Here is a 25,610-nt window from a genome sequence, read left to right on the forward strand (position 1 = left end):
AAAATAGAAGAATTTTCAACTAGTTTTAAATCAAATTAAATAGTAAGTGACAAGATTATTTGATATTATATAATTATAAAATACATAATAAAGAACTTGGAAGGAGAAAATTGGAATGAAAAAGATAGCAATAGGAGCATCATTATTACTTTGCTTAGCTACTGCTTTGACAGGTTGTGCTAATACAGAAGAATCAAAAGAAAGTACACAAGTAGAAAATAACGTTGAAGAAGATAAAAAAGAAGTTAGTGAAAAGATATTTGCTGAATTCACAAAAAAATTAGAATCAAACAATACTATAGAGTTAAAAAAATTTATCTTAGATAATATAGATAAGGCTGATGAAGAAACTGCAGATAAGATGGTTATGAAGTATGAAGTATTATTAAAAGATAATTTCTATAAGTTGTTTGATAAATTTAATTCAATGGAATATTTTAACGCAGTTAACGATACTATGGATGAAAGTTATAAGTTGAACTTAGAATCAATTAAAGACGAAAATATAAAGAAAGAAGTAATGGATGCTGTAGCTTCAGGTTATACATTTGAAATGTTAGAAGGAAGTTATTACTTAGCTATGGATTATTCAATGATTAACGATACTTTTGCTACTTACCTTTCTGAAAGATTAAAACCATATTACGAATTAAAAAAGAAAGAGTTAGAGAACCCTACATTTGTTGAAGAATATGTAAGTATTGACTTTGAAGAAATAAAAGATAGAGCAGTTATGCTTGAAAAAGTTATTAGAGAAAATAAAGATTTTGAAAACAAAGATGATTTAAAAAATATGATGAGATGGTACGTAGAAGCTTTACTAAGAATTGATCACTTCAGCAATGTTGTAGATTATGAAACTGGAAAAGTAGATGATATTGTTAAGAATACATATGAAGAACTTAAAGCAAGCGATCTAAAAATTTTGAAATATGTATCTCAAGAAATGGATAATTTATTGTCTGAATATGAGTATGTGTTAAAGGTAGATGATAAAGAGGCTGCTAAAAAGGTTAATAATTTGAAGTTTAAATTATCTGATGAAGTATCTAAAAAAATTGAAGAATATTATTATTAAAATATATGGGAGTACCTACAAATTAAAGTAGGTACTTTTTTATACACAAGGGATGTAGCGACTAGACGAATTTTTTATGTCTGATATTAATTAAATAGAGGTGCCAAAATGAATAAAACAATTGGAATACTAGCACATGTAGATTCTGGTAAAACTACATTTGCTGAGCAAATTCTGTATCATACCAAAAGTATTAGGCAAAGAGGTAGAGTAGACCATAAAGATGCTTTTTTAGATAGTCATAATATAGAAAAAGAACGAGGAATTACAGTGTTTTCAGACCAAGCATACATGTCTTACAAAGGCTCAAATTATTATTTAATAGATACTCCTGGACACATAGACTTTTCATCAGAAATGGAAAGATCAATTCAAATTATGGATTATGCCATTGTTATTATTAGTGCAGTTGAAGGTATACAGGGTCATACAGAAACTCTGTGGCAGCTACTTAGAAAACATAATGTACCTACTTTTTTCTTCATCAACAAGGTTGATAGAGTTGGTGCAGATGTTGAAGGGGTATTAAAAGAAATTAAATTGAACTTAACAGATGATATTTGTAATATAACAGAGACCTTTAATAAAGATGAAATGAAAGAAGAACTCATAGAATTTATAGCCGAGAGAGATGAAGAACTTCTTGAAAAATATATGGAAGATAGTTTTGAAAAGGGTTTATGGTTAAATAATATGAAAAATATGATAAAGCAAAATAAAATCTTTCCATGTTCTAGTGGTTCTGCTTTGCAAGATATAGGTATAGTTGAATTTTTAGATAAAATACATGAGCTAACATTCACAGATTATTCTGTTGAAGATTCTTTCTCAGCCAGAGTTTATAAAGTACGTCATGAAAATAATGGAACTAAAGTAACTTATATTAAATGTCTGAGTGGAACATTAAAAGTAAGAAATGAGTTAAGTTATAGTGATGAAGAAAACAAAATTTGTGAAAAAGTAACTCAGATAAGAGTTTATAATGGAAATAAATTCAAAACTGTTGAGAAAGTATCAGCAGGGCAAGTTTTTGCAGTAACTGGGCTAACAGTTCCATCAATAGGGGATGGTTTGGGAACTTTGAGAGAAAAATCTAGTTATGAAATAGTGGCAACTTTAAAGTCTAAAGTTATATTTGATTATTCTTTAAATATAAAACATGTATTAAAATGTTTTAGAATTTTGAACTCAGAAGATCCTTCTTTAAATGTTACATGGGAAGAATCTTTACAAGAAATTCACATTAATGTTATGGGAATTATTCAGCTAGAGGTATTAGAACAATTGGTTAAAGAACGATTTGATTTTAGTGTGGTATTTGGAGAACCTGAAATATTATATAAAGAAACCATTGATACAGTAGTAAATGGGTATGGTCATTTCGAACCATTGGGACATTATGCAGAGGTACATCTTAAATTAGAACCTACTAAAAGGAATTATGGTATAGAGTTTGAAAATAACTGTCATACTGATGATCTAACAGTTGGGAACCAAAATTTGATTAGTCATCATATTTATGAAAGAGACCATCATGGAATATTAACAGGTTCATCTATAACAGATATAAAAGTAACTTTGCTGACAGGTAGAGCTCATAACAAGCATACAAGTGGTGGTGACTTTAGAGAAGCTACATATAGAGCTTTAAGACAAGGACTTGAAAAAGCGCAAAATATTTTACTTGAACCTTATTACAACTTTAAAATTAAAGTGGAATTAGATTATTTAGGTAGGGTTTTATCAGATATACAAAAATCATATGGTAGCTTTGATGCACCTAAAACTATAGGGAACAAAGCAATTATATCAGGTAACGTACCAGTAGCTACCTTTATGAACTACAGCACAGAGTTAATTGCCTTTACACAAGGAAAAGCTAGCATGAGTTTGCTGTTTGCTGGTTATGAACGTTGTCATAATGAGGAAGAAGTTATAAAAAGAATTGATTATAAGAAAAATGCTGACTTTGACTATACATCATCATCTATTTTTTGCTCAAAAGGACAAGCCTATACAGTTACTTGGGATAAATCAGAAAAAGAGATGCATTGTTTATAATAAATAAAAAACTCGCTGTATTAAAAGCGAGTTTTTTTATTTATGGATTTTGTGTATTAAATAATGTACTATATATTAATATATTCTAATATTTTGTTTAGTGGAACTTCAATTTCAACTAACTCATCATTTTCATAATAAATAATCATATTTTTATCTGTGAAATATATATTTTCATATATATTTGTATTACCTATTGGGTTTTTAATATTAAAATTTTGATTCTTAATAATATTATCTACAATTGATTTTACTTTTTCTACTGATTCTTCAGAATTAAATAGGTTTTGTATTCTTATTAATTTTCCGTTTTTCATATTTATATTAATTGTTTCGAAAAATTCATACTTTGATATGTTATCAGGGCTAGTTATATAATTATATTTAATACTTAAAATGTCAGGTGTTTTTGATGTTATTTCAAAACTTTCATCAACAACATTAGCTTCTGCCCATAAAGAACTTTGAATACCTAGGAATTCACCCTTTATAGTTTCGTTAATTTTGTTCTCTAGTTCTTTATTCTCTAGTCCTTTTATTTGAGGGTATGTAAGTTCTAAAGATAAATCTTCTTCATAAATTTTAGTATCAAAGGTATTTGTAACTGATTCAGTTGTGTAAGAATTATTGTTTATAACGGTCTCTTCATTTGTAGATTTAACAGCATCTTTTTTTGTACATCCAATTGATATTGATGCTAGTATAAATACGATTAACAATACTGATAATAATTTTAAATTTTTCATTATATATCTCCTCTTTCATAGTATATAGGTTTTAACTTGATTTTATATTATAATTAATTAAAAAATGTTACAATTGGATTACAGTGTTTTAAATAAAGCTCTATATTATTTTTTTCTAAATATGGGCAAAAATAATAGAAGGGCTTTTTTAGTGGCAACTATTTTTAGTCAACGAAGTAAGTTAGGACTATTGGACAATATAAGCTATGCATTAGAATAAAGGGAACCTTAACCTAGTTGTAACCTAATAATTAGTAGTCTTTATTATAATAGAATATAAAAAGGGGGATTTTATGCTAAAAAAAATAAATTTAATTATGCTTGTAATAATTATACTTTTCTCATTATCAGGTTGTAAAGTCTATAAATCTCCGTCAGATTTAATAAAAAGACCTAAAACTTTAGAATATACAAATGATATAAATAATATACTATCTAACTTTCTATCAGAACAAGAGACATTAACACTTGCTGTGAGTCAAACGAATAAAGGATCTATTAGAAGGGTTGATATAGATGGAGATAAAACGGATGAAATGATTTTATTATATAAGAGTGATAAAAATATTTATAAAGATGAAGGTCAATATGGAATTATTATACTCAAAAAAAATAATAATCAATGGCATGAGATAAATAGGATAGAAGGATGGGGGGATAGTATAGATTTAGTTGAATATAAAGATATAACTGGAGATAATCTTCCGGATATATTTGTAGGATATAATACTAAAGGTAGCACTAATAAAAGATTATATGCATATTCTTATCATGATGGATATTTTAATACAATTTATGATGTTGGATATTATAATGCGATTTATGATACTGAATATAGAGAATTTGGACTAGATGATTTAAATGGTGATGGTAAAAATGAATTGATACTTTTAAATAGATTAGAAGATAATTCTACAAATATAAGAGTTTTAAATTACTTCAATGGACAATTTAATGCTATTGATGATTTGTTAATAGATAACAACAGTTATTACAGCACAATGAATGTAGGAAATGCATCTAAATATAAAAAAGGAATATTTATTGATTTTGATATGGGAACATATTTTTCATATACTAATTTATATATTATGAAGAATAATAAACTTATCGAAGTTTTAAAGTATAACGATAAAACAGCTAGAAGAGATATGATTAGATCTCAAGATATAAATAATGATAATATAATAGAAATTGGCCTTATATCTAAGGTCAATTGGAGATATAATTCAATTCCAATTAATATATGGTATCAATGGGATGGTGAAGATAATATTAAATTAGTTTTACGTGAGTATTATAATTATGATTTTGGATATAAAATACAGATTCCAAGTAATTGGCGAGATAAGTTTATTGTTATTGAAGACTACTATAATAATATCAAAAATAAAGTAAGTTTTTATCCTTTATACAGCAATAAATATTATGGTGAAATAATTTTTTCTATTGAGACTTATGATAAAGATAAATGGAATCCAAATTTATTAAAGAAACAAAAATATACAGTTTTAAAAGAAAATGAAAAGAACATAGTAATTGGGATAATATATGATATAAATGAAGAATCTAAGTATTTTGTAAATGAAGAAATTATTAAAAATATGTTTAAAAATATTATTGAGTAGGTGAACTTCTGTGAAAAATAAAATTTTAGTATTAGAAGATGAAAATTCAATAAGGGCATTTATAAAAATAAAACTAAAAGCTTTAGGGTATGATGTTATAGAAGCTAAAAGTGGTGATGAAGCATTAGATAAAGTAGACAATAGTATTGATGTTGCACTACTTGATGTAATGCTTCCTGATATAGATGGATTTGAGGTTTGTAAAAAAATCAGAAAAAAATATCCAGGTCTTGGTATTATAATGATTACAGCCAAAGGACAAGAAGATGATAAAGTAATAGGGCTTAAAAGTGGAGCGGATGATTATATTGTAAAACCTTTTAGTCCTAAAGAACTTGCAGCTAGAATTGAGTCATTACTAAGAAGAATTAATATAAATTCAGTTAAAGAAAATATAAATATAGTTGAGTACAAACCTTTTAAATTAGATATAGATAAAAAATCTTTAATTAAAATTAATGAGTTAATATCGCTTACTCCAACAGAGTATGCAATTATAGAACTTTTAATTACTAATGCAGATAAAGTTATAAGTAGAGATGAGATATTGGATGAAGTCTGGGGAAAGAATTATTTTGGAGATATAAAAACTGTAGATGTTAATGTAAGAAGAATAAGACAAAAAATAGAAGATAATCCCTCAAAACCAAAGTATATAAAAACAGTTAGAGGATACGGATATATATGGAGTGTTGATTAATGAAAAGCATAAAAAGCCGTATATATAGACAAAATGGGATCATTATTATAAGCATAGTTTTGATTTTAGAGATAATATTTTTGGTTAATGTAAGAAACTATTATTTTGAAAGTGTTAAAAATGAGTTAATAAATAAAGCAAACATATCTAGTTCATTTTATAATAAGCTTCTATTAAGTGACAAAATAGATAAAAAAGCAAGGTATATATTAGAAGATAACGAAAAAGATAGAGCTTTTTATATGCAAGTAGTTAATTCAGATAAAACAATGGTTATAGATTCATATGGATTAAATTCTACTGATCATATAGAATCAGTAGATATAAAAGAGGCATTGAAAGGGAACAAAAAAGTTATAAAGCAAATTGATGAAAAAACTAATGAAAAAATTATGGCTGTATCTGTTCCTCTTTATTATTTAGATAATATATCTGGAGTTTTAAGATATATAGTTTCTGTAGATGATATTGATAAAACTTTTTTTCAAATTTGTATAGTTACAGTGTTAGTTGGTATTATTGTAATTATTATAACATTTTTATTTAGTTCATTTTTAGCAAAAGAAATAGTATATCCTATTGAGGAATTAACTGATATTGCACAAGTAATAGCTTTAGGAGATTTTTCAAAAAAAGCTATCAAAAGAAATGAAGATGAAATAGGAAAATTGGCAGATACGTTAAATTACATGTCAGATGAGATCCAAAAAACTAATCTAATAAAAAATGAATTTATATCTTCTGTATCACATGAACTAAGAACTCCTCTTACATCAATACAGGGTTGGAGTGAAATTATGTTGACAGGTGATGTTGATAATGAAGAAGAAAAAGAAGGACTAAAAATTATATATGATGAATCTAAACGTTTAACTGGATTGGTAGAAGAACTTCTTGATTTTTCTAAATTTGAATCTGGAAAAATAACTCTTGATTTAGAAAATATAGATATAAATAAATTAATAATATCTATTTATAATTATTTTAAGAAGAGATTAAAAAAAGAAAATATAAACGGTATTTTAGATTTAGATGAAAAGCAGTGTTATATAAAAGGAGATATAAATAGATTAAAACAAGTATTTATAAATATTATAGATAATTCAATAAAATTCTCAAAGGAGAATAAAGTAATATCTATAAAAACTATATGTAGTGATAAATTTATTTTAATAGATATACAGGATAATGGAATGGGAATATCACAAGAAGATTTACCTAAAGTAACAGATAAGTTTTATAAAGGAAACTCTAAAAAATCGGGTAGTGGAATTGGATTAGCAATATGTAGAGAAATAGTAGATATGCATAAGGGAGAGTTAAATATTGAAAGTATCGAAGGAGAAGGAACAAAAGTAACTATAAAAATACCTAAAGCTTAATTTAGCTGTAACTACAAAAAGTAATTTATACACTAAAATATAATTAATAAATCAAATGATTAGTATTGAAAAGGAGAGATTTGAATGAATCTACTAAAAAAGATATTTTTTTGTACATTGATGTTTGCAATAATTGCTGTTGGAGTTGGATGTACACAAGCAGATAATGAAGTTGAACAAGATACAGGTAAAAAAACGTACAGTAATGAGCTTGCAAGCTACTTTCCATCAGTAGAAGGAACTGTTCTTAACTATTCTGGAACAGCTGAATATGGACAAGGATTGACGCTTAATAAAGTTGTAGATAATAATGAATCATTAATGTTAAACTTTAAAGGTGAGATATTAGATATATCTGAAGGTGAAGGTCCTTCAAAAGAAGATAGGATTATAGAAACAGAATATATAATAAATAAAGATACAGTTACACAAACACAAAAGAATTTAACAAGAAGGTTTTCACAATCTATAATTACAGAACAGATAGTTTTAAAATTGCCTATGAAAGTAGGGAATACTTGGGATCAAAAAATCACCATAGATGGTAAAGAGTATACTGCAAAAACAAAGATTACAGACGTATCTAAGGATGATAGAAATAGAAATATGATAAAAACTGAAACTACAATTCAAGGAATAGAAAACTATACTGAAAACACTTATAGGGAAATAAAAGTATTTAAAGAAGGAAAAGGTCTTGTAGAATTTAGAAATACAATTCTTTTGGGAGAGAGTAAAAGCCCTTTTGAATTTGGATATATATTATTTGAGCCAGAGCAGTAATAAATTAAATCCTCTTTAGAAATTCTAAAGAGGATTTTTAATATACACTATTTTAATTTGATATCAGGCTTACCATTCGAAGCTTAACATAAGTATATCACTTTTTAGCATAATATATGAATATATGGTAATATAAACCTATAGTAAATATTTGTAAATATAGAATGGGGAGATTCATGATATGAAAAAAATAAAAATATCAAAAAGAAGTATTGTCTCAATATTAGCTATTTTTATAGTGTTCATTATATTATCAATTGTTAACTCATTTAATGGAAACCCTATATCAAAGAAAATAGCGTCTGAAAAAATAAATCATTATGTTAATACTAATTATAGCGATATGAACTTAAATATTGAAGAAACAAAGTATAATTTCAAGTTCGGTGAATATTATTCTAATATTTATTCAAAAGAGGATATTGATGTTCACTTTTTTGTTAGATATAGGAATAAAAGAATATATGACGATTATGAAATAGATGTTCTAAGTGGATGGAATACAGTTAGGAGAATGGAAAAGGAATATGCTAAACTCATTACACCATTATTAAAAGAAGAATTTACAGATTCATTTGATAGAGTTATTGTAGAGTATCCTAAAGAAATTACAAAAACAGATATTTCTACTAAGTTAAATGCACCTTTGGATATTAATGATAGCGAGTATAAAAAGCTATGGCTTAATTTAAAAGGTGTCGACATGACTGTTGAATCGCTTTCATCCAATCTTAAAAAATTGCATAATATACTAACTAAAAAAGGGTACTATATTAATGAATATGGTGTTTGGATCGATGGAGATAAACAATATGATTATATAAATGTAACTGGTGTTAAATCGGATATGGTAGATGATGGATTAACTGAATTAATTCAATATTCTAAGGATAATACAGAAGAAGCTTTTCAGAAATATGGAATTAATACGCATTTTAAAGAGTAACTTGCAATAGAGGAGGTAAATAGTGATAAACAAAAGATTAATCTCGATTTTTAGTGTGTTTTTCTTAGTTACAATGATGGCAGTAGTTATGGCTACAAATAGATCTTACAAACTAAACACATATAAATATTATATATACATTTGGAATATGTTTTTGGCGTGGATACCATTCATATTTTCTTTGATAGTACACAATATGTATTATAAAGGTAAGGGAAATATAAACAATATATTGATATTTATCTGTATGTGCATATGGCTGCTATTTTATCCTAATGCTCCATATATAATAACGGACTTTATACATATAAGTGTTTCTAAATATCCATTTAAAATAGAAGATACTTTAGAATTTCAACGAAACTTTTGGATATGGTATGATTTTATACTGATAGCATTTTGTGCTTTAATAGGATATTTACTTGGTGTTGCATCTTTATATTTGAACCAAATAATAGTTAAGGATAAGTTTAATAATTTAGTATCTTGGATATTTGTGAGTATTGTATCGTTTCTGAGTGGATACGGGATATATTTAGGTAGATTTGTTAGATTTAATAGCTGGGATATAGTATCGAATCCTATAAAATTATTCGGATATATTATAAATAGTTTTAAACTTGAAGCTATATACTTTTCTTTGATGTTTGCCACTGTTTTATTGTTTACTTATGTACTTGTATATAGCTTGATAAATTTTAAGAACAATCCTGAATAAAGGGTTGTTTTTTTTGAATATATTAAAAAATTAAAGTACATGATAGTAAATATATAAATATAGCATTGTGACAAAAAAAGATATTTTTTGATATAATTAATATGAAAGATTAATTTGGAGATGATAATTTGATATATCTATTAAAAAATCTTATAAACAATCTAGGATATGTAGTATTAATAGCTTTTATGATATCTAAGATAAAAAGCTTTAAGAAGATAATACAAAAGGATGAATTCACCTATATAGATCTTTTCGTACTATCTTTTATATTTGGTGCATTTGGGATACTTGGAACTTATATAGGTACAGATGTTAGGGGAGCTATAGCAAATACTAGAATAATTGGGGTTATGGCAGGAGGAATACTTTGTGGTCCTTTTGTTGGAATAGGGTCTGGAATAATAGCTGGAATGCATAGATACTTAATAGATGTAGGAGGAATAACAGCATTTCCTTGCTTTATAAGTACAGTTATTGGAGGTTTTCTATCGGGTATTATATATATAAAATCAAATGATAAGAATAGGTGGGTATATGGTATTTTAGGTGGAATACTAATTGAAAGTATAAGTATGGGTCTTATACTCTTGCTTTCTAGACCGTTTGCAGTAGCACTTTTGATAGTTAAGAAAATATATATACCTATGACTTTAGTTAATGGAATAGGAATAGGTATAGTAATACTAATTACAGAAAATATATTCGAAGAAAAAGAAGAGATAGCTGCAAGACAAGCAAAACTAGCTCTTGAGATAGCTAACAAAACTCTTCCTTATTTCAGAAATATAAACAATGATTCTTTAAAGAAAATATGTACAGTTATAAAAGACAGTGTAGGAGCTAGTGCTGTATCTATAACTGATAAAAAGTACATATTGGCTCATGTGGGAGATGGAGATGATCACCATATAGACGGTGAAAAAGTGTTAACTCGTGCAACTGAGAAGGTAATAGAAACTGGAGAAATAATAATATTTAAATCTCATAGGGAAATAGCTTGCCCTAATGAGAATTGCCCATTAAAATCTGCTATAATAATGCCATTGAAGGATAGAGAAGCTGTTGTTGGGGTATTAAAAATCTACTACAATAAAGAAGACTCTATAAGCTTTAAGGATAAAACTTTAGCTATAGGTCTTTCTCAGATGATATCAACTCAGCTTGAAATAGCTAAAATAGAAAGGCTCAAGGAGATGGCGAATAAGGCTGAGATAAAGGCTTTACAAGCTCAGATAAATCCTCACTTTTTATTCAATGCTTTAAATACTATAGTTTCATTTATAAGAGTAAATCCAGACAAGGCGAGAGAACTTATAATAAACTTATCTACTTATCTTAGATATAATTTAGAAATAGGTGAATCTTGTGTTGATATAAATAAGGAATTAGATCAAGTTAAAGCTTATGTAGAAATCGAAAAAGCCAGATTTGGTGATAAATTAAATGTAGTATATGATATTGATGAGAGTATAGAAGTAAAGGTTCCAAGCCTTATAATACAACCTTTGGTTGAAAATTCTATAAAACATGGAATACTAAAGGGAACAGGTAGTGGGTGTGTAAGAGTAAAAGTTCAAAAACTTGATAATGATGTAGAAATATCTATAGAAGATGACGGCATTGGAATAGATGAAAAAATAATAAAAAATATATATAAGAGAAATATGAAAGAAAATAAGATTGGACTTTTAAATGTACACAATAGGTTGAGGCTTATATATGGAAAAGGTCTTGATATACAAAGACTTGATAAAGGAACAAAAATAAGATTTATAATATATCGTGAAGGAAAGAGGAATTAATATGAGATGTATAATAGTAGATGATGAATCTCCTTCAAGGGAGGAGCTTAAGTACTTTATAAATAACTTTAGTTCAATAGAAATAGTAAAAGAATTTGATGACTCATTAGATGCTTTAAATTTTATAGAGAGTAATGATGTTGATGTTATATTTCTTGATATAAATATGCCAAAGTTAGACGGTGTTTGCCTAGCTAGAGTTATAAATAAGTTTAATAAAGAATTTAAAATAGTTTTTATAACTGCATATAAAGAACATGCTATAGAAGCGTTTGAACTAGAGGCATTTGATTATATATTAAAACCTTATTCTGAAGAAAGAATACTTACTACTTTAAAAAAAATAGAGAGATTAGAGTCTTGTGAAGAAAAAAAATGTATGTATGATAGGGTGACTCTTTTAAAGGGAGAAAAGATGATAGTCGTAAATATTGGCGATATATATTATTGTACGTCATCAGAACGGGATACTTTGGTCTATACTAAGGATGAAGAATATACTGTTAATATGAGTATATCTGAGTTTTATAATAAGATTTCGGAATATAATTTTTTTAAAAGCCATAGATCATATATATTGAATATAGATAAGGTAGAAGAGATAATACCTTGGTTTAATAATACTTATAATGTTAAATTAAGGGATTTAGATGTTAAAATTCCGGTTAGTAGGAAAAATATAAAAGAATTTAAACACATAATGGGCATATAAATGCACTTTATGTGCTTTTTTTTGCATTTCGTGTTCGTTATTAAAATTTTAACTAAGCATCTATTATAATTTAGTTAAGACTAACTAAACTTTAAGGAGGGAATACAATGATAACGTTTTTCTCAGCAATTATACTTTTAATCTTAGGATATTTTGTATACGGTAAATTTGTAGAAAACATTCTTGGAATCGATGATTCACAAACTACACCAGCTATTGAAATGGAAGATGGTGTAGATTATATACCTATGAGTTGGCCTAGGATTTTTCTTATTCAGTTTTTAAATATTGCGGGACTTGGACCTATATTTGGAGCAGTAGCAGGAGCTTTATGGGGACCAGCAGCATTTTTATGGATTGTATTTGGATGTATATTCGCAGGAGCAACCCATGACTTTTTATCAGGATATTTATCTATGAAGCACAAAGGTACTAGTGCATCAGAAATCGTTGGTATTTACTTAGGAGAAACTGTAAAAAAAATAATGAGAGTATTTACAGTAGTATTATTAATATTAGTTGGAGTAGTGTTCGTTACAGGACCAGCTGGACTTTTAGCTAACTTAACTTCATTTGACAAAGGATTTTGGGTTATAGTAATAATAGCATACTATATATTAGCAACTGTACTTCCGGTTGATAAATTAATAGGAAAGATATATCCAATATTTGGAGCTTCTCTTCTTATAATGGCTGTAGGTATAGCTGGAGGATTAGTTGTAAAAGGATATAATATACCAGAAATAACTGTTGCAAATCTACACCCTAAAGGAACTCCTATATTCCCATTCCTATTTATAACTATAGCATGTGGTGCAATTTCGGGATTCCATGCTACACAATCTCCTCTTATGGCTAGATGCGTTAGAAAGCAAAGTGAAGCTAGAAGAATATTCTATGGATCGATGATAGCAGAAGGAATAATAGCTTTAATATGGGCAGCAGCAGCTATGACTTTCTTTGGAGGAACTGAAGGGCTTGCTGCAGTACTTGCTAAAGGCGGAGCAGCAGTTGCAGTTAATGAGATATCTACTTCTTTACTTGGAAAATTTGGAGGATTACTGGCTTTACTTGGAGTTGTTGCATGTCCTATAACATCAGGAGACACTGCATTTAGAAGTGCAAGACTTACTATAGCAGATTCTATAAAATATAAACAAGATAGTTTAGTTAAGAGATTCTCTATAGCACTACCATTATTTGCTATAGGTATAGCTCTTACATTCATAGACTTTAATATAATTTGGAGATATTTCTCTTGGGCTAACCAAACTTTAGCTATGATGATGTTGTGGGCAGGAGCTGCTTACTTAGCTAAAGAAGATAAGATGCACTGGATTGCAAGTATACCAGCTGGATTTATGACTGTTGTAACAACAGCTTATATAATACAAGCACCAGAAGGATTTAAGCAATCAGCAAGTATTGCAAATCCTATAGGTATAGCATTTGGACTTATAATATTTGGATTATTCTTATCTAAGAAGAATAAGAATAAAGATAAAGTAGCTGCTTGATAAATGTATTAAAATGGGACATATGTATCGTTTTGAAACATCGGGGAAAAGCTATCGAAATGATAAGTGTATCAATATGAAACAAAAAGGTATGATTGAATTTAATCATACCTTTTTTATTTATAAGAAAAGTATATTTATAAACATAAACTATATACTTTAGACATATTGATAACTATGATATATTAATTAATTTAATCAACAGAGTTTCCTAAAGCTAGTTAGAAATACGAGCATTTGCAATAGAAACGTGCGAATCTTTTTATTATATATGGTTGAAATTATATAATAAAGGGTATTTAATATAAAAATAAATGGGAAAAATTAGATTTGAATAAGTAGACTTGGTATAGATATTGCTTAATAAAAGAATAATATAATAAAGAAGAGAGGGGGATTTATATGGAGCATTCATCTATTTCATATATATCTTTATTAATAATAATATTATTTGCTACATTTGTACCTATATTAATAACTAAAATTAAGTTTATACCAATACCTATAGTAGTTGGAGAAATAGTATCTGGAATGATTATAGGTAAGAGTGGATTCAATTTGATTCAAGAGAGTGCACAGCTTGAGTTTTTATATACATTTGGATTTGCATTTTTGATGTTTTTGTCAGGTCTTGAAATCGACTTTAACTTGATGAAGCCAACCAACAAGGCTTCTAAGGATAAATGGTATAAGAAGCCATTATTAGTATCCATGATTTTATTTCTTATAACATTAATTTTATCATTTATTATAGCGTACATTTTTAGAGTATTTGGGCTTGTATCTAATGTAGCTCTTATGAGCTTAATACTTAGCACTACATCTTTGGGAATAGTAGTTCCTATATTAAAAGAAAAAAATATAATAAACTCAGAGTATGGTCAAACAATACTACTTACTTCTTTGATATCTGACTTCGTGACTATGGTACTTATAACATTTTTTGTGACATTTTATACATCAAAGGCAACTTATGAAGTACTTTTAATTCTATTATTATTTGTTGCTTTCTTTGTTTTTTATAGAATGGGACTTAAATTTGTAGTAGATAACAAGATAGTAAAAGAACTAGCTAATACTACATCGCAGATAAAGGTTAGAGGGGCATTTTCTTTAATACTTATATTTATAGCTCTGGCTCAAAGTCTTGGTACAGAAATTATTTTAGGGACATTTTTAGCAGGACTTATAGTTTCTCTCTTAGATGAAAAAGATAAATCAGACTTGTATGTTAAGCTTGATGCTATAGGATATGGCTTCTTTGTACCTATATTTTTTATAATGGTCGGAGTTAATTTTGATATTAAGTCTGTAATTGATAATTCAAAGGCTATGTATTTAGTACCAGCTTTATTAGTGGCTGTTTATGCAGTAAAAATAATACCGTCTTTACTTTTAAAGTTTAATTTTTCTATGAAAAAAAGTATAGCTGCTGGATTTTTATTATCATCAAGACTTAGCCTTATTATAGCTGCAAGTGCTATTGGGTTAAAACTTGGACTTATAAAAGAAGAGACTAATGGTGCAATTATATTGGTGGCTATAATAACTTGTACATTCTCACCTCTTATATTCAATCAAGTGATGCCTAAGGTGGATTTGAAAAACAAAAAGAATATATTCATAATAGGCATTAACGATAAGAGTATGTTGCTTGCTAGAAGGCTCAAGAAATTTGAAATGAATTTGACTTTTATAACATATAACAAATCTCAGTATGATAAAATAAATGCTACTGGAGAAACTGTATATTTAGGAGATGCAACTAATACAAAATGGCTTCAAGAGATAGGAATGAAAGAAGCAGATACCGTTGTTGTTGCAAAGAGTATAGAAGAGATGAATACTGAAATATGTGAAATATGTAAGGTTGAATTTGGAATAGAACATATAATACTGTTAACTAATAGTCAATCAACTCCTAAGGGAGAGTCTTTATACGGAGCAATGAGTGTATCTCCGGAATTTGCAACTGCTTTTATGGCTGAGCATTTTATAGTACACCCTAAGGCATTTTCTTTATTATTTGAAGAAGATGATTTTATGATAGAAGAAGTATATCTTAAAAATGAAGAATATTTCTTTAAACCATTAAACAAGGTGATTTTACCAGGAGATTGCTTGATTCTATCAATATTAAGAGGATGTGAAAAAATAATACCTCACGGATATAACATACTTAAGCCGGGAGATATTATAATGATTGTTGGAGAAAGTCATAATGTAAAAAAGGCAAAAAACATGCTTGGAAGCATTAAAGAAGACAGTTATTTACCATAAATAACTGTCTTTTTTTAGAAAAAATATTTACTCTTACTTTTAATAATGATATAATAAATAGAATGGTTTTAACCCTAAACATTTCGAAATTAGAATTTACAAATCTTGATGAAAGTCTTACCTAGATGCAATATCTAAATTCAGATAATGAAAGTGAATATGCATAATTGATAGTTTATACAAAATAACTATCTGGGAAAATGTCGAAAAATGTCGAAATTATAAATTTTTATAGATTAATTAATCTATAAAAATTTATAATATGTGTAAGAGTATTTACCCGGATATATAACACTTTAAATTTGGAATATTAATAATATATTTATAAGACTATAATTCAAAATAAAAATTACAAAAAAAGAAACAACTTATAATTCGACATAAAAATGCTAGAATGGTATGATTTTTCATATTCAAAATAAATAAGGTAATACAAGGAGGTTTTAAATGGAAAATAATAAAAGAGAGATTTCATTAAAAAGAGCCGAGGAGTTAAAAGGCAGAATAGGAGATTATTTAGAAGCTAAAAAAACTATACCTAAAGGCTTAGAAAATCAAGAAGAGCTACTTGAAAGAAAAAATAAAATTCTATCTGCCCTTGGAGGAACTGAGGAAGATTGGAATAACTATAAATGGCAATTATCTAACAGAATTGGAGATGTAGATACTTTATCTAAAATACTAGATTTATCAGATGAAGAAATCAAAAAAATAGAAGAAGTTGGAAAACAATTCAGATGGGCTGTATCTCCATATTATTTAAGTTTAATAGATCCAAAGGATAAATTTGATCCTATAAAACTTATGTCTATACCTGAATTTGTAGAGATTCAAGATAATGTAGAAGATCTAGATCCTATGGGGGAAGAGTTTACAAATCCTGCTGGAAGTATAACTAGAAGATATCCTGATAGACTTATAATAAATGTTACTAACGAATGTGCTATGTATTGCAGACACTGTCAAAGAAGAAGAAATATAGGTCAATGTGATGAAGCTAAGCCTAAAAAAGTTATACAAGAGTCAATAGATTATATAAGAGAAAATGAGGAAATAAGAGATGTATTAATAACAGGAGGAGACCCTCTTACACTAAATGATGATTATTTAGAGTGGATAATAAGTCAATTAAGAGCTATTCCTCATGTTGATTATATAAGACTTGGAAGTAGAACATTAGTTACTATGCCTCAAAGAATTACTGATGAGTTTTGTAATATGATTAAAAAGTACCACCCTATATTTATAAATACTCACTTTAATCATCCTATGGAGATTACACAAGAGTCTAAGGCTGCTTGTGAAAAGCTTGCAAATGCAGGAGTTCCTCTTGGAAATCAAGCTGTATTATTAAATGGTATAAATAATGATAAGTTCGTTATGAGATGCTTAAACCACGAATTATTAAAGTGTAGAGTAAGACCTTACTATATATTCCATGCAAAGCATGTTAAAGGAACTACGCATTTTAATACTTCTATAGATGATGGAATTGAGATAATGGAGTATTTAAGAGGTTATACATCTGGAATGGCTATTCCTACTTATATAGTTAATGCTCCTAAGGGAAAAGGTAAAACTCCTATACTTCCTCAGTATTTAATCTCAAGAGGAAAGGATTTTGTAATGATAAGAACTTGGGAGGGTGAGATCGTAAAATATGAAAATCATCCTTCTGTTGATATAAAAGAAGTTATTAAATAGTTTTTGACAATACTATTATATTATGATATTATATATCTCGTTGAAAAATTAAATAATGAGTAAGTCGGATAGTTGCGTGTGTAAACACGAGGAAAGTCCGAGCTCCGTAGAGCAGGGTGCTGGGTAATACCCAGTGAAGGCGACTTTAAGGATAGTGCAACAGAAATAAACCGCCATAATTTATTATGGTAAGGATGGAAAGGTGAGGTAAGAGCTCACCAGCAACTAGGTGACTAGTTGGCTATGTAAACCCCACCTGGAGCAAGACCAAGTAGGAACTTAAAAAGGGGGCTGCTCGTTCCCGTTCCGTAGGTAGGTCGCTCGAGCCTATTGGTAACAATAGGCCTAGATAGATAACTATTCCAGACAGAACTCGGCTTATAGATTTACTCATTTTAAATAAAAACTCAGCTTTTGCTGAGTTTTTTTGTATCTCACCACATTCCCCTCTAAAGCATACGATAATATTAAGATGCTTTAGAGGGGGAATTTTTATGTCTAAGAAAAAATATAGAATAATGGCATTTGATGGAGGAGGTATAAGGGGAGTACTCAGTGCTACTATACTTAAAAGACTCGAAATAGAAAATAAAAAATTAATTAAAAGTACAGATTTATTTGCTGGCACATCAACTGGATCTTTTATAGCATTAGGTCTTGCTTATGGATTGCCTGTCAAAGAAATATTGAACTTATACTCTATGATTAATTGTAGATATATATTTTCGCCTAAATACAATGAACTTTTTAGGCCAAAGTACAATAATAAGCATTTGAAGGAAGTGCTTATGAGGGTATTTCCTAAAAATCTAAAATTAAAAGATTTAAAAAAGAAGGTGCTGATACCGAGTTTTGAAGTTATAAGTAAGGATAATGGTAGCTGGAAGCCAATGTTTTATACTAACTTCGAAGAGATGGGAACTGATAATGAGTATGTAATAGATGTAGCTTTATACAGTAGTGCAGCACCTGTATACTTTCCATCTTATAAAAAACATATAGATGGAGGAATTATAGCAAATAATCCTAGTTTAGCTTCTATTTGTGTATCTAAGAATGTAAATGGAGCTAATAAAAAACTTGAGGATATGAGGATTTTATCTATTGGAACTGGATTTAATCATAACAATATAAAAGCAGATACGAGAAAATGGGGAGCTATTGAGTGGGGTCTCAGTCAAAATCCTCCATATCCACTTCTTAGCATATTGTTTGATGGAAATATGGATGCTGATAGTTACTATAGCCGTGAATTGTTAAGGGATAATTTCTTAAGAGTAAATCCTCAAATTTCAAAGTCTATTGATTTAGATGATTGTAAGGAAATACCTTACTTGATTAATATTGCAAATAGTTATGATATAAAATTTGTAAATGACTGGATTAATAATAAATGGTTCTAATATTTGTTTAAATAAATTAGCTGTAGTATAATTTATTTAAACAAATAAGGCTAAGGAGTGCTGTATGGACAATAAATCGAGTTTTACTAAAGAAAAATTAGTATTTAGATTTAAAAAGATGCACAAACAATTAACACATATATATATAAGAATTTTAAGCATTAAATATAAAAATTTTGATGAATCTTTAGCGTTTAGGCAGGCTTATATTTTTATTAATAAGGTTTTTTTGCTTAGAATATTTCAAAATAATGATGTTAGGCTCGAAGGGGATTATAATGAGAATCGATTTATTATAGATAATAAACTTAATGATATATTAAAAATTTATCTTGAAAATACAGAAAACTATGAAGATTTGAATTTGTTTTGTGAAGAGATAAATTTAAGTGAAACCCAATTGAGTGAAGATGAAGTATGTGTTATGTATGATATAATAAATAAAATAAAATTTAATGTGGATTACTTGCAGCGCATAGATAATACTATACTTGGGGATTTATATGAAGTTTTTATGGATGAGGAGATTAGAAAGTCTCTTGGGCAGTTTTATACGCCTGGCTTTATAATAGATTATATTTTAAATAAGACTATTGATAATGAAGATATAGTTAAAAAACCTTTTATAAAAATTTTGGATCCTGCATGTGGGAGTGGACATTTTATTATAAAAGCTTATGATATGTTGAAAAAGAAATTTATTGAGAATTTAAATGTTCTTAGAGACGTATACAAGGATGAAATATATACTATAAAAAAAAGAGGAAAAGATATAAAGCTTACGGGTTTAGATTACTGGACAAATGAAAATGTACATTATCATTTGTTAAAAAATTGTATATATGGCTCTGATGTTGATAAATTCGCTATAGATATCGCTATTGTTAATTTGATTATAAAAGATATAAAAAATTTTAGTTATGATATTAATATTATAAATTCAGATAGTTTGGTTAAATGGGAAAATGATAAGTATATTAAAGAAAGAGAATTTTGGAGTAATAAATTCGATTATGTTATAGGAAATCCTCCGTATGTTGGAAGTAAAAAAATGGATAATTGCTATAAAAAATGGTTAATTAATGAATACAGTGAAGTATTCAAGGATAAATCTGATCTGTATTATTGCTTTTATAAGAGAATACTAGATGTTTTGCATATCAATGGAAAGGCTTGTATAATAACTCCGAGGTATTTTATAGAAAGTCCAAGTGGGAAATTACTTAGAGGATATATGAAAAAAAATTCTAGTATATTAGAAATAGTAGATTTTTATGGAAATCAGGTATTTAAGGGTGTGGGTGTAGCTAGTGCTATATTTACATTTAAAAAAAAGCTAGATATTGATATTATATCGGTTTATAAACTTAGGAATGATAATTTGAATTTTTATAGTGATGCAAGTCTTCAAACTATGATGGATGATAATTACTTCGAAAAATTCACTTTAAAAAGATCTAATCTTGAAGATGATAGATGGATTCTTGTATCTGATATTAAATACAACATTTATAATAAAATAAAACAAAACTCAGATTATAAATTGAAAAACATAGCTGAAAGTTTTCAAGGGATAATAAGTGGATGTGATAAAGCGTTTGTATTAAACAGCAAAGAGGTTGAAGATAATAATATAGAAAAAAGTATACTTAGAAAATGGATTAAAAATAAAAATGTGGATACGTACTTTATTGAAGGTAGTGATTTGTTCATAATATATTCAGATTTTATTAAAGATGAATCTAAATACAAAAATGCTTTAAAATACATAGGTAAATATGAGCAAAAGTTGATAAATAGAAGAGAGTGTAAAAGAAATATAAGAAAATGGTATGAGCTTCAATGGGGTAGAGATTATAAGTGTTTTGAAAAGGATAAGATAATGTATCCTTACAAGGCTTCGCATAATAAGTTTGCAATTGATAAAAATGGATATTACTGTAGTGCTGACGTTTATTCTTTTTATATAAAAGATGAGTATAAAGATATTTTTTCTTTAGAGTATATAGTTACTTTGCTAAATTCAAAAGTATATGAGTTTTATTTTAAAATGTTTGCGAAAAAAATAAGTTCTCGTATATACGATTATTATCCTAATTCTATAATGGATTTAGGGATGTTTAAGAATTTAAAATACAAGGAAATAGAGAATATAGGTAAAAAAATAATATCTTTAAAAGCAAATATATATAATATAAAAAATAAAAAAAGCTATGATAAAAAAGATCCTATAAAACATTTTTATAATAAGTGTATTGATATATTAAAATTAAAAGAGGAGATATACAAATTAGAGTTAGAGGTAGATTATATTATCATAGATTCATTTAATTTAACTAAAGATGATTTGAGTATAATATATGATGATTTAAATATTATAGATATAGATGAACTTAAAAGTATGATATCAGAGAATGAATTTATCAATATGCATATAAATAGGAAAAAAACTATCAGTTATATATCTAATTTGTATAATTGTGATGAGTTTAAAATAATTATGCTAAGGCATATTTACAGTATTTCTCATTTTAAGGATGAGCCATGGCAACTCTACAATATGCATGAATTATACGATGAGATAACTAAATATTTACAAAAAAATATAGAAATTATAAAAAATGGTAAAGATATAGATGTAGAAAAATTGGATGAAATTATGTATGAAAAATGTAAAAACTACGCAATCAATATTAATATATTGGGTGAAAAATACAATTCTAAAAATAGATTAAATGTATTAAAGAAAATTATGAAATAATAGCAAGATATAATACGCTCCTTCATAAATATATATAGAGATTTAAAAAGGGAGGGGTTGTATGTTTAAAATAAATGTTAGTGAACAAGATTCGATGTTTTTAATAAATGTTGGTGGGAATATATCTAAGGAAGAGATAAATGAATTTTTTATAGAGTACAAAGAAAATATAAAAAAAATAAAAACATCAAAATATAATTTGGTTGTACATCCGCATGAGTTTGAAACTGATGATGAGAGCGCTATGAAAAGCATATTTAAAAAATTTATGAAAAGTGGATTTAAAAGAATATACATATTGGATAAAATAGGAATAAAAGAAAATCTGAGATTGAGCAAATTAGAAAAAAAATTTTTTTATAACAAGGTTACTATAATTGATTCTATGGATGAGATAAAAAAGCCTTAATTAAAAAATAAGTTGAAAACATAATGTTTTCAACTTATTTTTGATTTCCATGAATATTTTGAATCCCATTTTTATCTATAACAATCTCTTTATTATAAGCGGCTTTTGAGAATATTTTTTCTGCTTTTGCAATAGGGATACCCTTCAATATCATATTTTCGGGTTTTGCTTCTCCAACTTTATCCATATACAGTCTGTACAAATAATTGACTCCTTGTGGCAAGAATCCCAACATTCTAGCTCCTACAGTATCGCAAGCAACAGGATCTGTTCCTGCTATTATAAGACCATCTGTATCTACTGATTTTCCATCACTTGGACCGTTTCCTATCATAGTCTTATCAAGACTTATGATACTTAAATCTATTGGTATTTTCTTAGACATTGCAACTATAAATCCGTGTAAATCCTCATGTATACCTAACTTTTTCTTTGGAAATCCATGAACTCCAGCTGGAGGCCAACTAAGCATTATATTTTTGATACTAGCACTCATAGTAGCTTCCTCATGCTGTTTAAGCTGTGTAAATGATATTAACACATCAACTTCATCTATTAACTTGTTTATTTTAGTATTTGGTATTATATTATGCTCTAAGTCTATCGTTGTATATGGTCCGTAATTTAAGTCTACAAACTCTACATTCTCATCCTCTATAATCTTGTCGTAACCTACAAATTTCATTACAGTTGAGGTTTCTTCTCCGCCAGAACCTGTTGCTATGTATATTTTTGCAGGGTTAAAAGTCTTTACATACTGAATTAATGATCTTAAAGTATTTGGACCTATTACTGCAGCGGTTGATGGTTGCTTAGATTTAACCCAATTAGGGGTTATAACCACTGTATCATCATTTTTTATCATATCTCCTATAGGAAGCATATCTAGTGCATCTTTTAGTGAATCTTTTTCACTCTTTGATTGACTAATAGAAACTATACAATCTTTTATTCTTCTACTATCTCTCATAAAAAAACCTCCTCATTAAATTAGAATATCCAAGAAATTTATATAAATACGCATCAGAATACAATTAATATCATAAAAATCTTAATAGCTTAATGTAAATTTTAACAATTAAGCAGTTATAAAGATAAATTTATGGGTAGAAAATGATTAAATGCAACAAAATAAATGCATAATAATATAGAAATATCTAATATATAACAGGGAGTTGTTAAGTTTATGAATGAAAAAGTGGTGTTGACAGGAAATCAAGCTATAGCGAGAGGTTTTTATGAGGCTGGTGGGTTAGTAGCATCTAGTTATCCGGGATCTCCTACTGTTGGAATTATAGAGAATATAAACAATTATGAAGAAGTTTATAGTGAATTTTCAACTAATGAAAAAGTTGCGTTAGAAGTAGCTATGGGAGCATCTTTTGGAGGAGTAAGATCTCTTTGCAGTATGAAGCATGTAGGGGTTAATATTTGTGCAGATCCTTTGATGACATTTACACAGAGCACAATAAATGGAGGATTTATATTGATTACTGGTGATGATCCTGGTATGCACTCTTCTCAAAATGAACAGGATAATAGGATTTTTGGAAAATTTGCGAATCTGGCAATATTAGATCCTAGTGATTCACAAGAAGCTAAAGATTTTACGAAAATAGGACTGGAGTTAAGTGAAAACTATAATATTCCTTTTATGCTTAGAATAACAAGTAGATTATGTCACAATAGGAGCGTAGTAAATCTAGGAGAAAGAAAAGAAATTGATACTAAGCCTTTTGAGAAAGATGCTTATAAATACTGCATGCTTCCACCATACACAGATAAAGCTCAGTATTTCATGAAGGAAAGACTTCAAAAACTAGAGGACTATGCTTATAATACGGATTTAAATAAATTAGAAGAAAAAGAAGGAGCAGATACAGTTATAATAACTTCAGGTCTTGTATATCAACACCTTAAAGAAATAGATTTAAATGCATCTATATATAAGTTAGGGATGGTTTATCCAATATCTATTAACAAAGTAAGAGAATTGGGTAAAAAATATAAAAGCATAATAATTTTAGAAGAAATGATGCCTTTTATAGAGAATGAATTAAAAATAAATGGTATTGACTGTAAAGGAAAAGAGTATTTTTCATTTACTGGAGAAATTCAAATTGAAGATGTAGAAAAAGGTCTTCAAAAAGCAGGGTTAATAAAAGAAAGAAAATTTAATGAGCAACAAACACTAAAAGTTCCATCGAGAAGCCCTCAATTTTGTTCAGGTTGTCCTCATAGACCTATTTATGACATACTAAAAAAAGCTAAAGTGAATGTTATTGGAGATATAGGATGTTATTCTATGGGCGTACTTCCTCCTTTTGAAGTACATAATATAAATATGAGCATGGGATCTAGTATTAGTATACTTAAAGGAATGAGAAAAGCCTGGGATTTATCTGGAAATAAAAAGCCATTAGTTGCAATGATGGGTGATGGAACATTTTTTCACTCGGGTGTAAATGGATTTATAAATTTAAGGTATAAATTAGACGAAAATTCAAATATGACTATTATAATTTTAGACAATAAGACTACTGCTATGACAGGTGGTCAGTCAAACGCAAGTTCTGATAAGGAAATGAACGTAAGCATAGAAGAACTTCTTAAAACCGTGGGATTTAAAAGAATTAAAGTGCTAAATCAATATAGTTACAAAAAAGCAAAAGAAGTTATTGATCAAGAAATAAAGCATGAAGGATTATCCATAATAGTAGCTACAGGACCTTGTGCACTTCAATACAGAATGAGACATCCTCATTTTTATGTAGATCCTGATATCTGCATTAGCTGTAGAAGCTGTATCAAAACTAACTGCCCACCATTATTAATGAGAAAATATGAAGGACATGATAAGTTGAAATCATCTATAGACCCAGATATGTGTGTTGGTTGTTCTATTTGTGCACAAGTATGTCCTGTTAATGCTATTAAAAGATCTAAGCCAGATAATGATTTAAAGAATAAATAGTAA

The 25,610-nt window shown here is 27.8% G+C and carries 19 protein-coding genes and 1 other RNA gene; 18 read left to right on the forward strand and 2 right to left on the reverse strand.

Annotation, left to right across the window (positions count from 1 at the left end):
- Window positions 1-115 precede the first annotated feature (115 nt).
- Together M2214_RS04370 and M2214_RS04375 are read left to right on the forward strand one after the other, a co-directional pair.
- The gene (locus M2214_RS04370; protein ID WP_248483184.1) at window positions 116-1,078 is read left to right on the forward strand and encodes a hypothetical protein; all 963 of its coding nucleotides are present in this window, start codon (window positions 116-118) and stop codon (window positions 1,076-1,078) included.
- A 108-nt stretch (window positions 1,079-1,186) separates the two neighbouring features.
- Window positions 1,187-3,139 (forward strand): GTP-binding protein, encoded by a 1,953-nt coding sequence (locus tag M2214_RS04375; protein WP_248483186.1) that lies wholly within the window; start codon window positions 1,187-1,189, stop codon window positions 3,137-3,139.
- A gap of 68 nt (window positions 3,140-3,207) precedes the next feature.
- Here the strand turns inward: M2214_RS04375 and M2214_RS04380 are convergent, their stop codons facing one another.
- On the reverse strand, window positions 3,208-3,885 hold the full coding sequence (locus M2214_RS04380) for a DUF4163 domain-containing protein (protein WP_248483188.1): 678 nt from the start codon (window positions 3,883-3,885) through the stop codon (window positions 3,208-3,210).
- A 293-nt stretch (window positions 3,886-4,178) separates the two neighbouring features.
- Between M2214_RS04380 and M2214_RS04385 the strand changes: the two genes are divergently transcribed.
- From M2214_RS04385 to M2214_RS04455, 15 genes are all read left to right on the forward strand, one after another.
- Window positions 4,179-5,513 carry a hypothetical protein gene (locus tag M2214_RS04385; protein ID WP_248483190.1) on the forward strand — a complete coding sequence of 445 codons (1,335 nt, stop codon included), beginning with the start codon at window positions 4,179-4,181 and terminating at the stop codon, window positions 5,511-5,513.
- Window positions 5,514-5,523: 10 nt separating this feature from the next.
- Window positions 5,524-6,213, forward strand: a complete 690-nt coding sequence (locus M2214_RS04390; RefSeq protein WP_248483192.1) for a response regulator transcription factor — start codon at window positions 5,524-5,526, stop codon at window positions 6,211-6,213.
- Window positions 6,213-7,595, forward strand: a complete 1,383-nt coding sequence (locus M2214_RS04395; RefSeq protein WP_248483193.1) for a HAMP domain-containing sensor histidine kinase — start codon at window positions 6,213-6,215, stop codon at window positions 7,593-7,595. The genes M2214_RS04390 and M2214_RS04395 overlap by 1 nt, the downstream gene beginning before the upstream one ends.
- Window positions 7,596-7,679: 84 nt before the next feature.
- The gene (locus M2214_RS04400; RefSeq protein ID WP_248483195.1) at window positions 7,680-8,378 is read left to right on the forward strand and encodes a hypothetical protein; all 699 of its coding nucleotides are present in this window, start codon (window positions 7,680-7,682) and stop codon (window positions 8,376-8,378) included.
- Window positions 8,379-8,559: 181 nt separating this feature from the next.
- Window positions 8,560-9,324, forward strand: coding sequence for a YfjL-like protein (locus M2214_RS04405; RefSeq protein ID WP_248483197.1), 765 nt, complete (start codon window positions 8,560-8,562; stop codon window positions 9,322-9,324).
- 22 nt (window positions 9,325-9,346) lie between these two features.
- Window positions 9,347-10,042: a DUF1361 domain-containing protein gene (locus M2214_RS04410; protein WP_248483199.1), complete on the forward strand. Its 696-nt coding sequence runs from the start codon at window positions 9,347-9,349 to the stop codon at window positions 10,040-10,042.
- Window positions 10,043-10,170: 128 nt separating this feature from the next.
- Entirely contained in the window at window positions 10,171-11,847 is a 1,677-nt protein-coding gene (locus M2214_RS04415; protein WP_248483201.1) for a sensor histidine kinase, read from the forward strand.
- A gap of 1 nt (window position 11,848) precedes the next feature.
- Entirely contained in the window at window positions 11,849-12,559 is a 711-nt protein-coding gene (locus M2214_RS04420) for a LytR/AlgR family response regulator transcription factor (protein WP_248483203.1), read from the forward strand.
- A gap of 107 nt (window positions 12,560-12,666) precedes the next feature.
- Entirely contained in the window at window positions 12,667-14,076 is a 1,410-nt protein-coding gene (locus tag M2214_RS04425; protein ID WP_248483205.1) for a carbon starvation CstA family protein, read from the forward strand.
- 402 nt (window positions 14,077-14,478) lie between these two features.
- Entirely contained in the window at window positions 14,479-16,356 is a 1,878-nt protein-coding gene (locus tag M2214_RS04430) for a monovalent cation:proton antiporter family protein (RefSeq protein ID WP_248483207.1), read from the forward strand.
- A 447-nt stretch (window positions 16,357-16,803) separates the two neighbouring features.
- On the forward strand, window positions 16,804-18,060 hold the full coding sequence (gene eam / locus M2214_RS04435; RefSeq protein WP_248483209.1) for a glutamate 2,3-aminomutase: 1,257 nt from the start codon (window positions 16,804-16,806) through the stop codon (window positions 18,058-18,060).
- Window positions 18,061-18,116: 56 nt separating this feature from the next.
- Window positions 18,117-18,457: RNase P RNA component class A (gene rnpB, locus M2214_RS04440), an RNA gene on the forward strand.
- A gap of 97 nt (window positions 18,458-18,554) precedes the next feature.
- On the forward strand, window positions 18,555-19,463 hold the full coding sequence (locus M2214_RS04445; RefSeq protein ID WP_248483211.1) for a patatin-like phospholipase family protein: 909 nt from the start codon (window positions 18,555-18,557) through the stop codon (window positions 19,461-19,463).
- A 64-nt stretch (window positions 19,464-19,527) separates the two neighbouring features.
- Window positions 19,528-22,224, forward strand: a complete 2,697-nt coding sequence (locus M2214_RS04450; protein ID WP_248483213.1) for an Eco57I restriction-modification methylase domain-containing protein — start codon at window positions 19,528-19,530, stop codon at window positions 22,222-22,224.
- 61 nt (window positions 22,225-22,285) lie between these two features.
- On the forward strand, window positions 22,286-22,633 hold the full coding sequence (locus M2214_RS04455; RefSeq protein WP_248483215.1) for a hypothetical protein: 348 nt from the start codon (window positions 22,286-22,288) through the stop codon (window positions 22,631-22,633).
- A 34-nt stretch (window positions 22,634-22,667) separates the two neighbouring features.
- On the opposite strand, the gene M2214_RS04460 is transcribed toward M2214_RS04455, so the two are convergent.
- Window positions 22,668-23,603 carry a DUF362 domain-containing protein gene (locus M2214_RS04460; RefSeq protein WP_248483217.1) on the reverse strand — a complete coding sequence of 312 codons (936 nt, stop codon included), beginning with the start codon at window positions 23,601-23,603 and terminating at the stop codon, window positions 22,668-22,670.
- Between the two features lie 216 nt (window positions 23,604-23,819).
- On the opposite strand from M2214_RS04460, the gene M2214_RS04465 reads away from it, so the two are divergent.
- Window positions 23,820-25,607, forward strand: a complete 1,788-nt coding sequence (locus tag M2214_RS04465) for a thiamine pyrophosphate-dependent enzyme (RefSeq protein ID WP_248483219.1) — start codon at window positions 23,820-23,822, stop codon at window positions 25,605-25,607.
- The last annotated feature ends 3 nt before the right edge of the window (window positions 25,608-25,610 follow it).

It is taken from the genome of Tepidibacter aestuarii (assembly GCF_934924865.1).
In the GTDB taxonomy this organism is placed as follows: Bacteria; Bacillota; Clostridia; order Peptostreptococcales; family Peptostreptococcaceae; genus Tepidibacter_A; species Tepidibacter_A aestuarii.

Coding starts and splice junctions, on each gene's coding strand:
- M2214_RS04405 (WP_248483197.1), top strand. CDS start 8,560: ATGAAAAAAATAAAAATATCAAAAAGAAGTATTGTCTCAATATTAGCT.
- M2214_RS04430 (WP_248483207.1), top strand. CDS start 14,479: ATGGAGCATTCATCTATTTCATATATATCTTTATTAATAATAATATTA.
- M2214_RS04425 (WP_248483205.1), top strand. CDS start 12,667: ATGATAACGTTTTTCTCAGCAATTATACTTTTAATCTTAGGATATTTT.
- M2214_RS04380 (WP_248483188.1), bottom strand. CDS start 3,885: ATGAAAAATTTAAAATTATTATCAGTATTGTTAATCGTATTTATACTA.
- M2214_RS04385 (WP_248483190.1), top strand. CDS start 4,179: ATGCTAAAAAAAATAAATTTAATTATGCTTGTAATAATTATACTTTTC.
- M2214_RS04450 (WP_248483213.1), top strand. CDS start 19,528: ATGGACAATAAATCGAGTTTTACTAAAGAAAAATTAGTATTTAGATTT.
- eam (WP_248483209.1), top strand. CDS start 16,804: ATGGAAAATAATAAAAGAGAGATTTCATTAAAAAGAGCCGAGGAGTTA.
- M2214_RS04400 (WP_248483195.1), top strand. CDS start 7,680: ATGAATCTACTAAAAAAGATATTTTTTTGTACATTGATGTTTGCAATA.
- M2214_RS04375 (WP_248483186.1), top strand. CDS start 1,187: ATGAATAAAACAATTGGAATACTAGCACATGTAGATTCTGGTAAAACT.
- M2214_RS04465 (WP_248483219.1), top strand. CDS start 23,820: ATGAATGAAAAAGTGGTGTTGACAGGAAATCAAGCTATAGCGAGAGGT.
- M2214_RS04395 (WP_248483193.1), top strand. CDS start 6,213: ATGAAAAGCATAAAAAGCCGTATATATAGACAAAATGGGATCATTATT.
- M2214_RS04445 (WP_248483211.1), top strand. CDS start 18,555: ATGTCTAAGAAAAAATATAGAATAATGGCATTTGATGGAGGAGGTATA.
- M2214_RS04460 (WP_248483217.1), bottom strand. CDS start 23,603: ATGAGAGATAGTAGAAGAATAAAAGATTGTATAGTTTCTATTAGTCAA.
- M2214_RS04370 (WP_248483184.1), top strand. CDS start 116: ATGAAAAAGATAGCAATAGGAGCATCATTATTACTTTGCTTAGCTACT.
- M2214_RS04455 (WP_248483215.1), top strand. CDS start 22,286: ATGTTTAAAATAAATGTTAGTGAACAAGATTCGATGTTTTTAATAAAT.
- M2214_RS04420 (WP_248483203.1), top strand. CDS start 11,849: ATGAGATGTATAATAGTAGATGATGAATCTCCTTCAAGGGAGGAGCTT.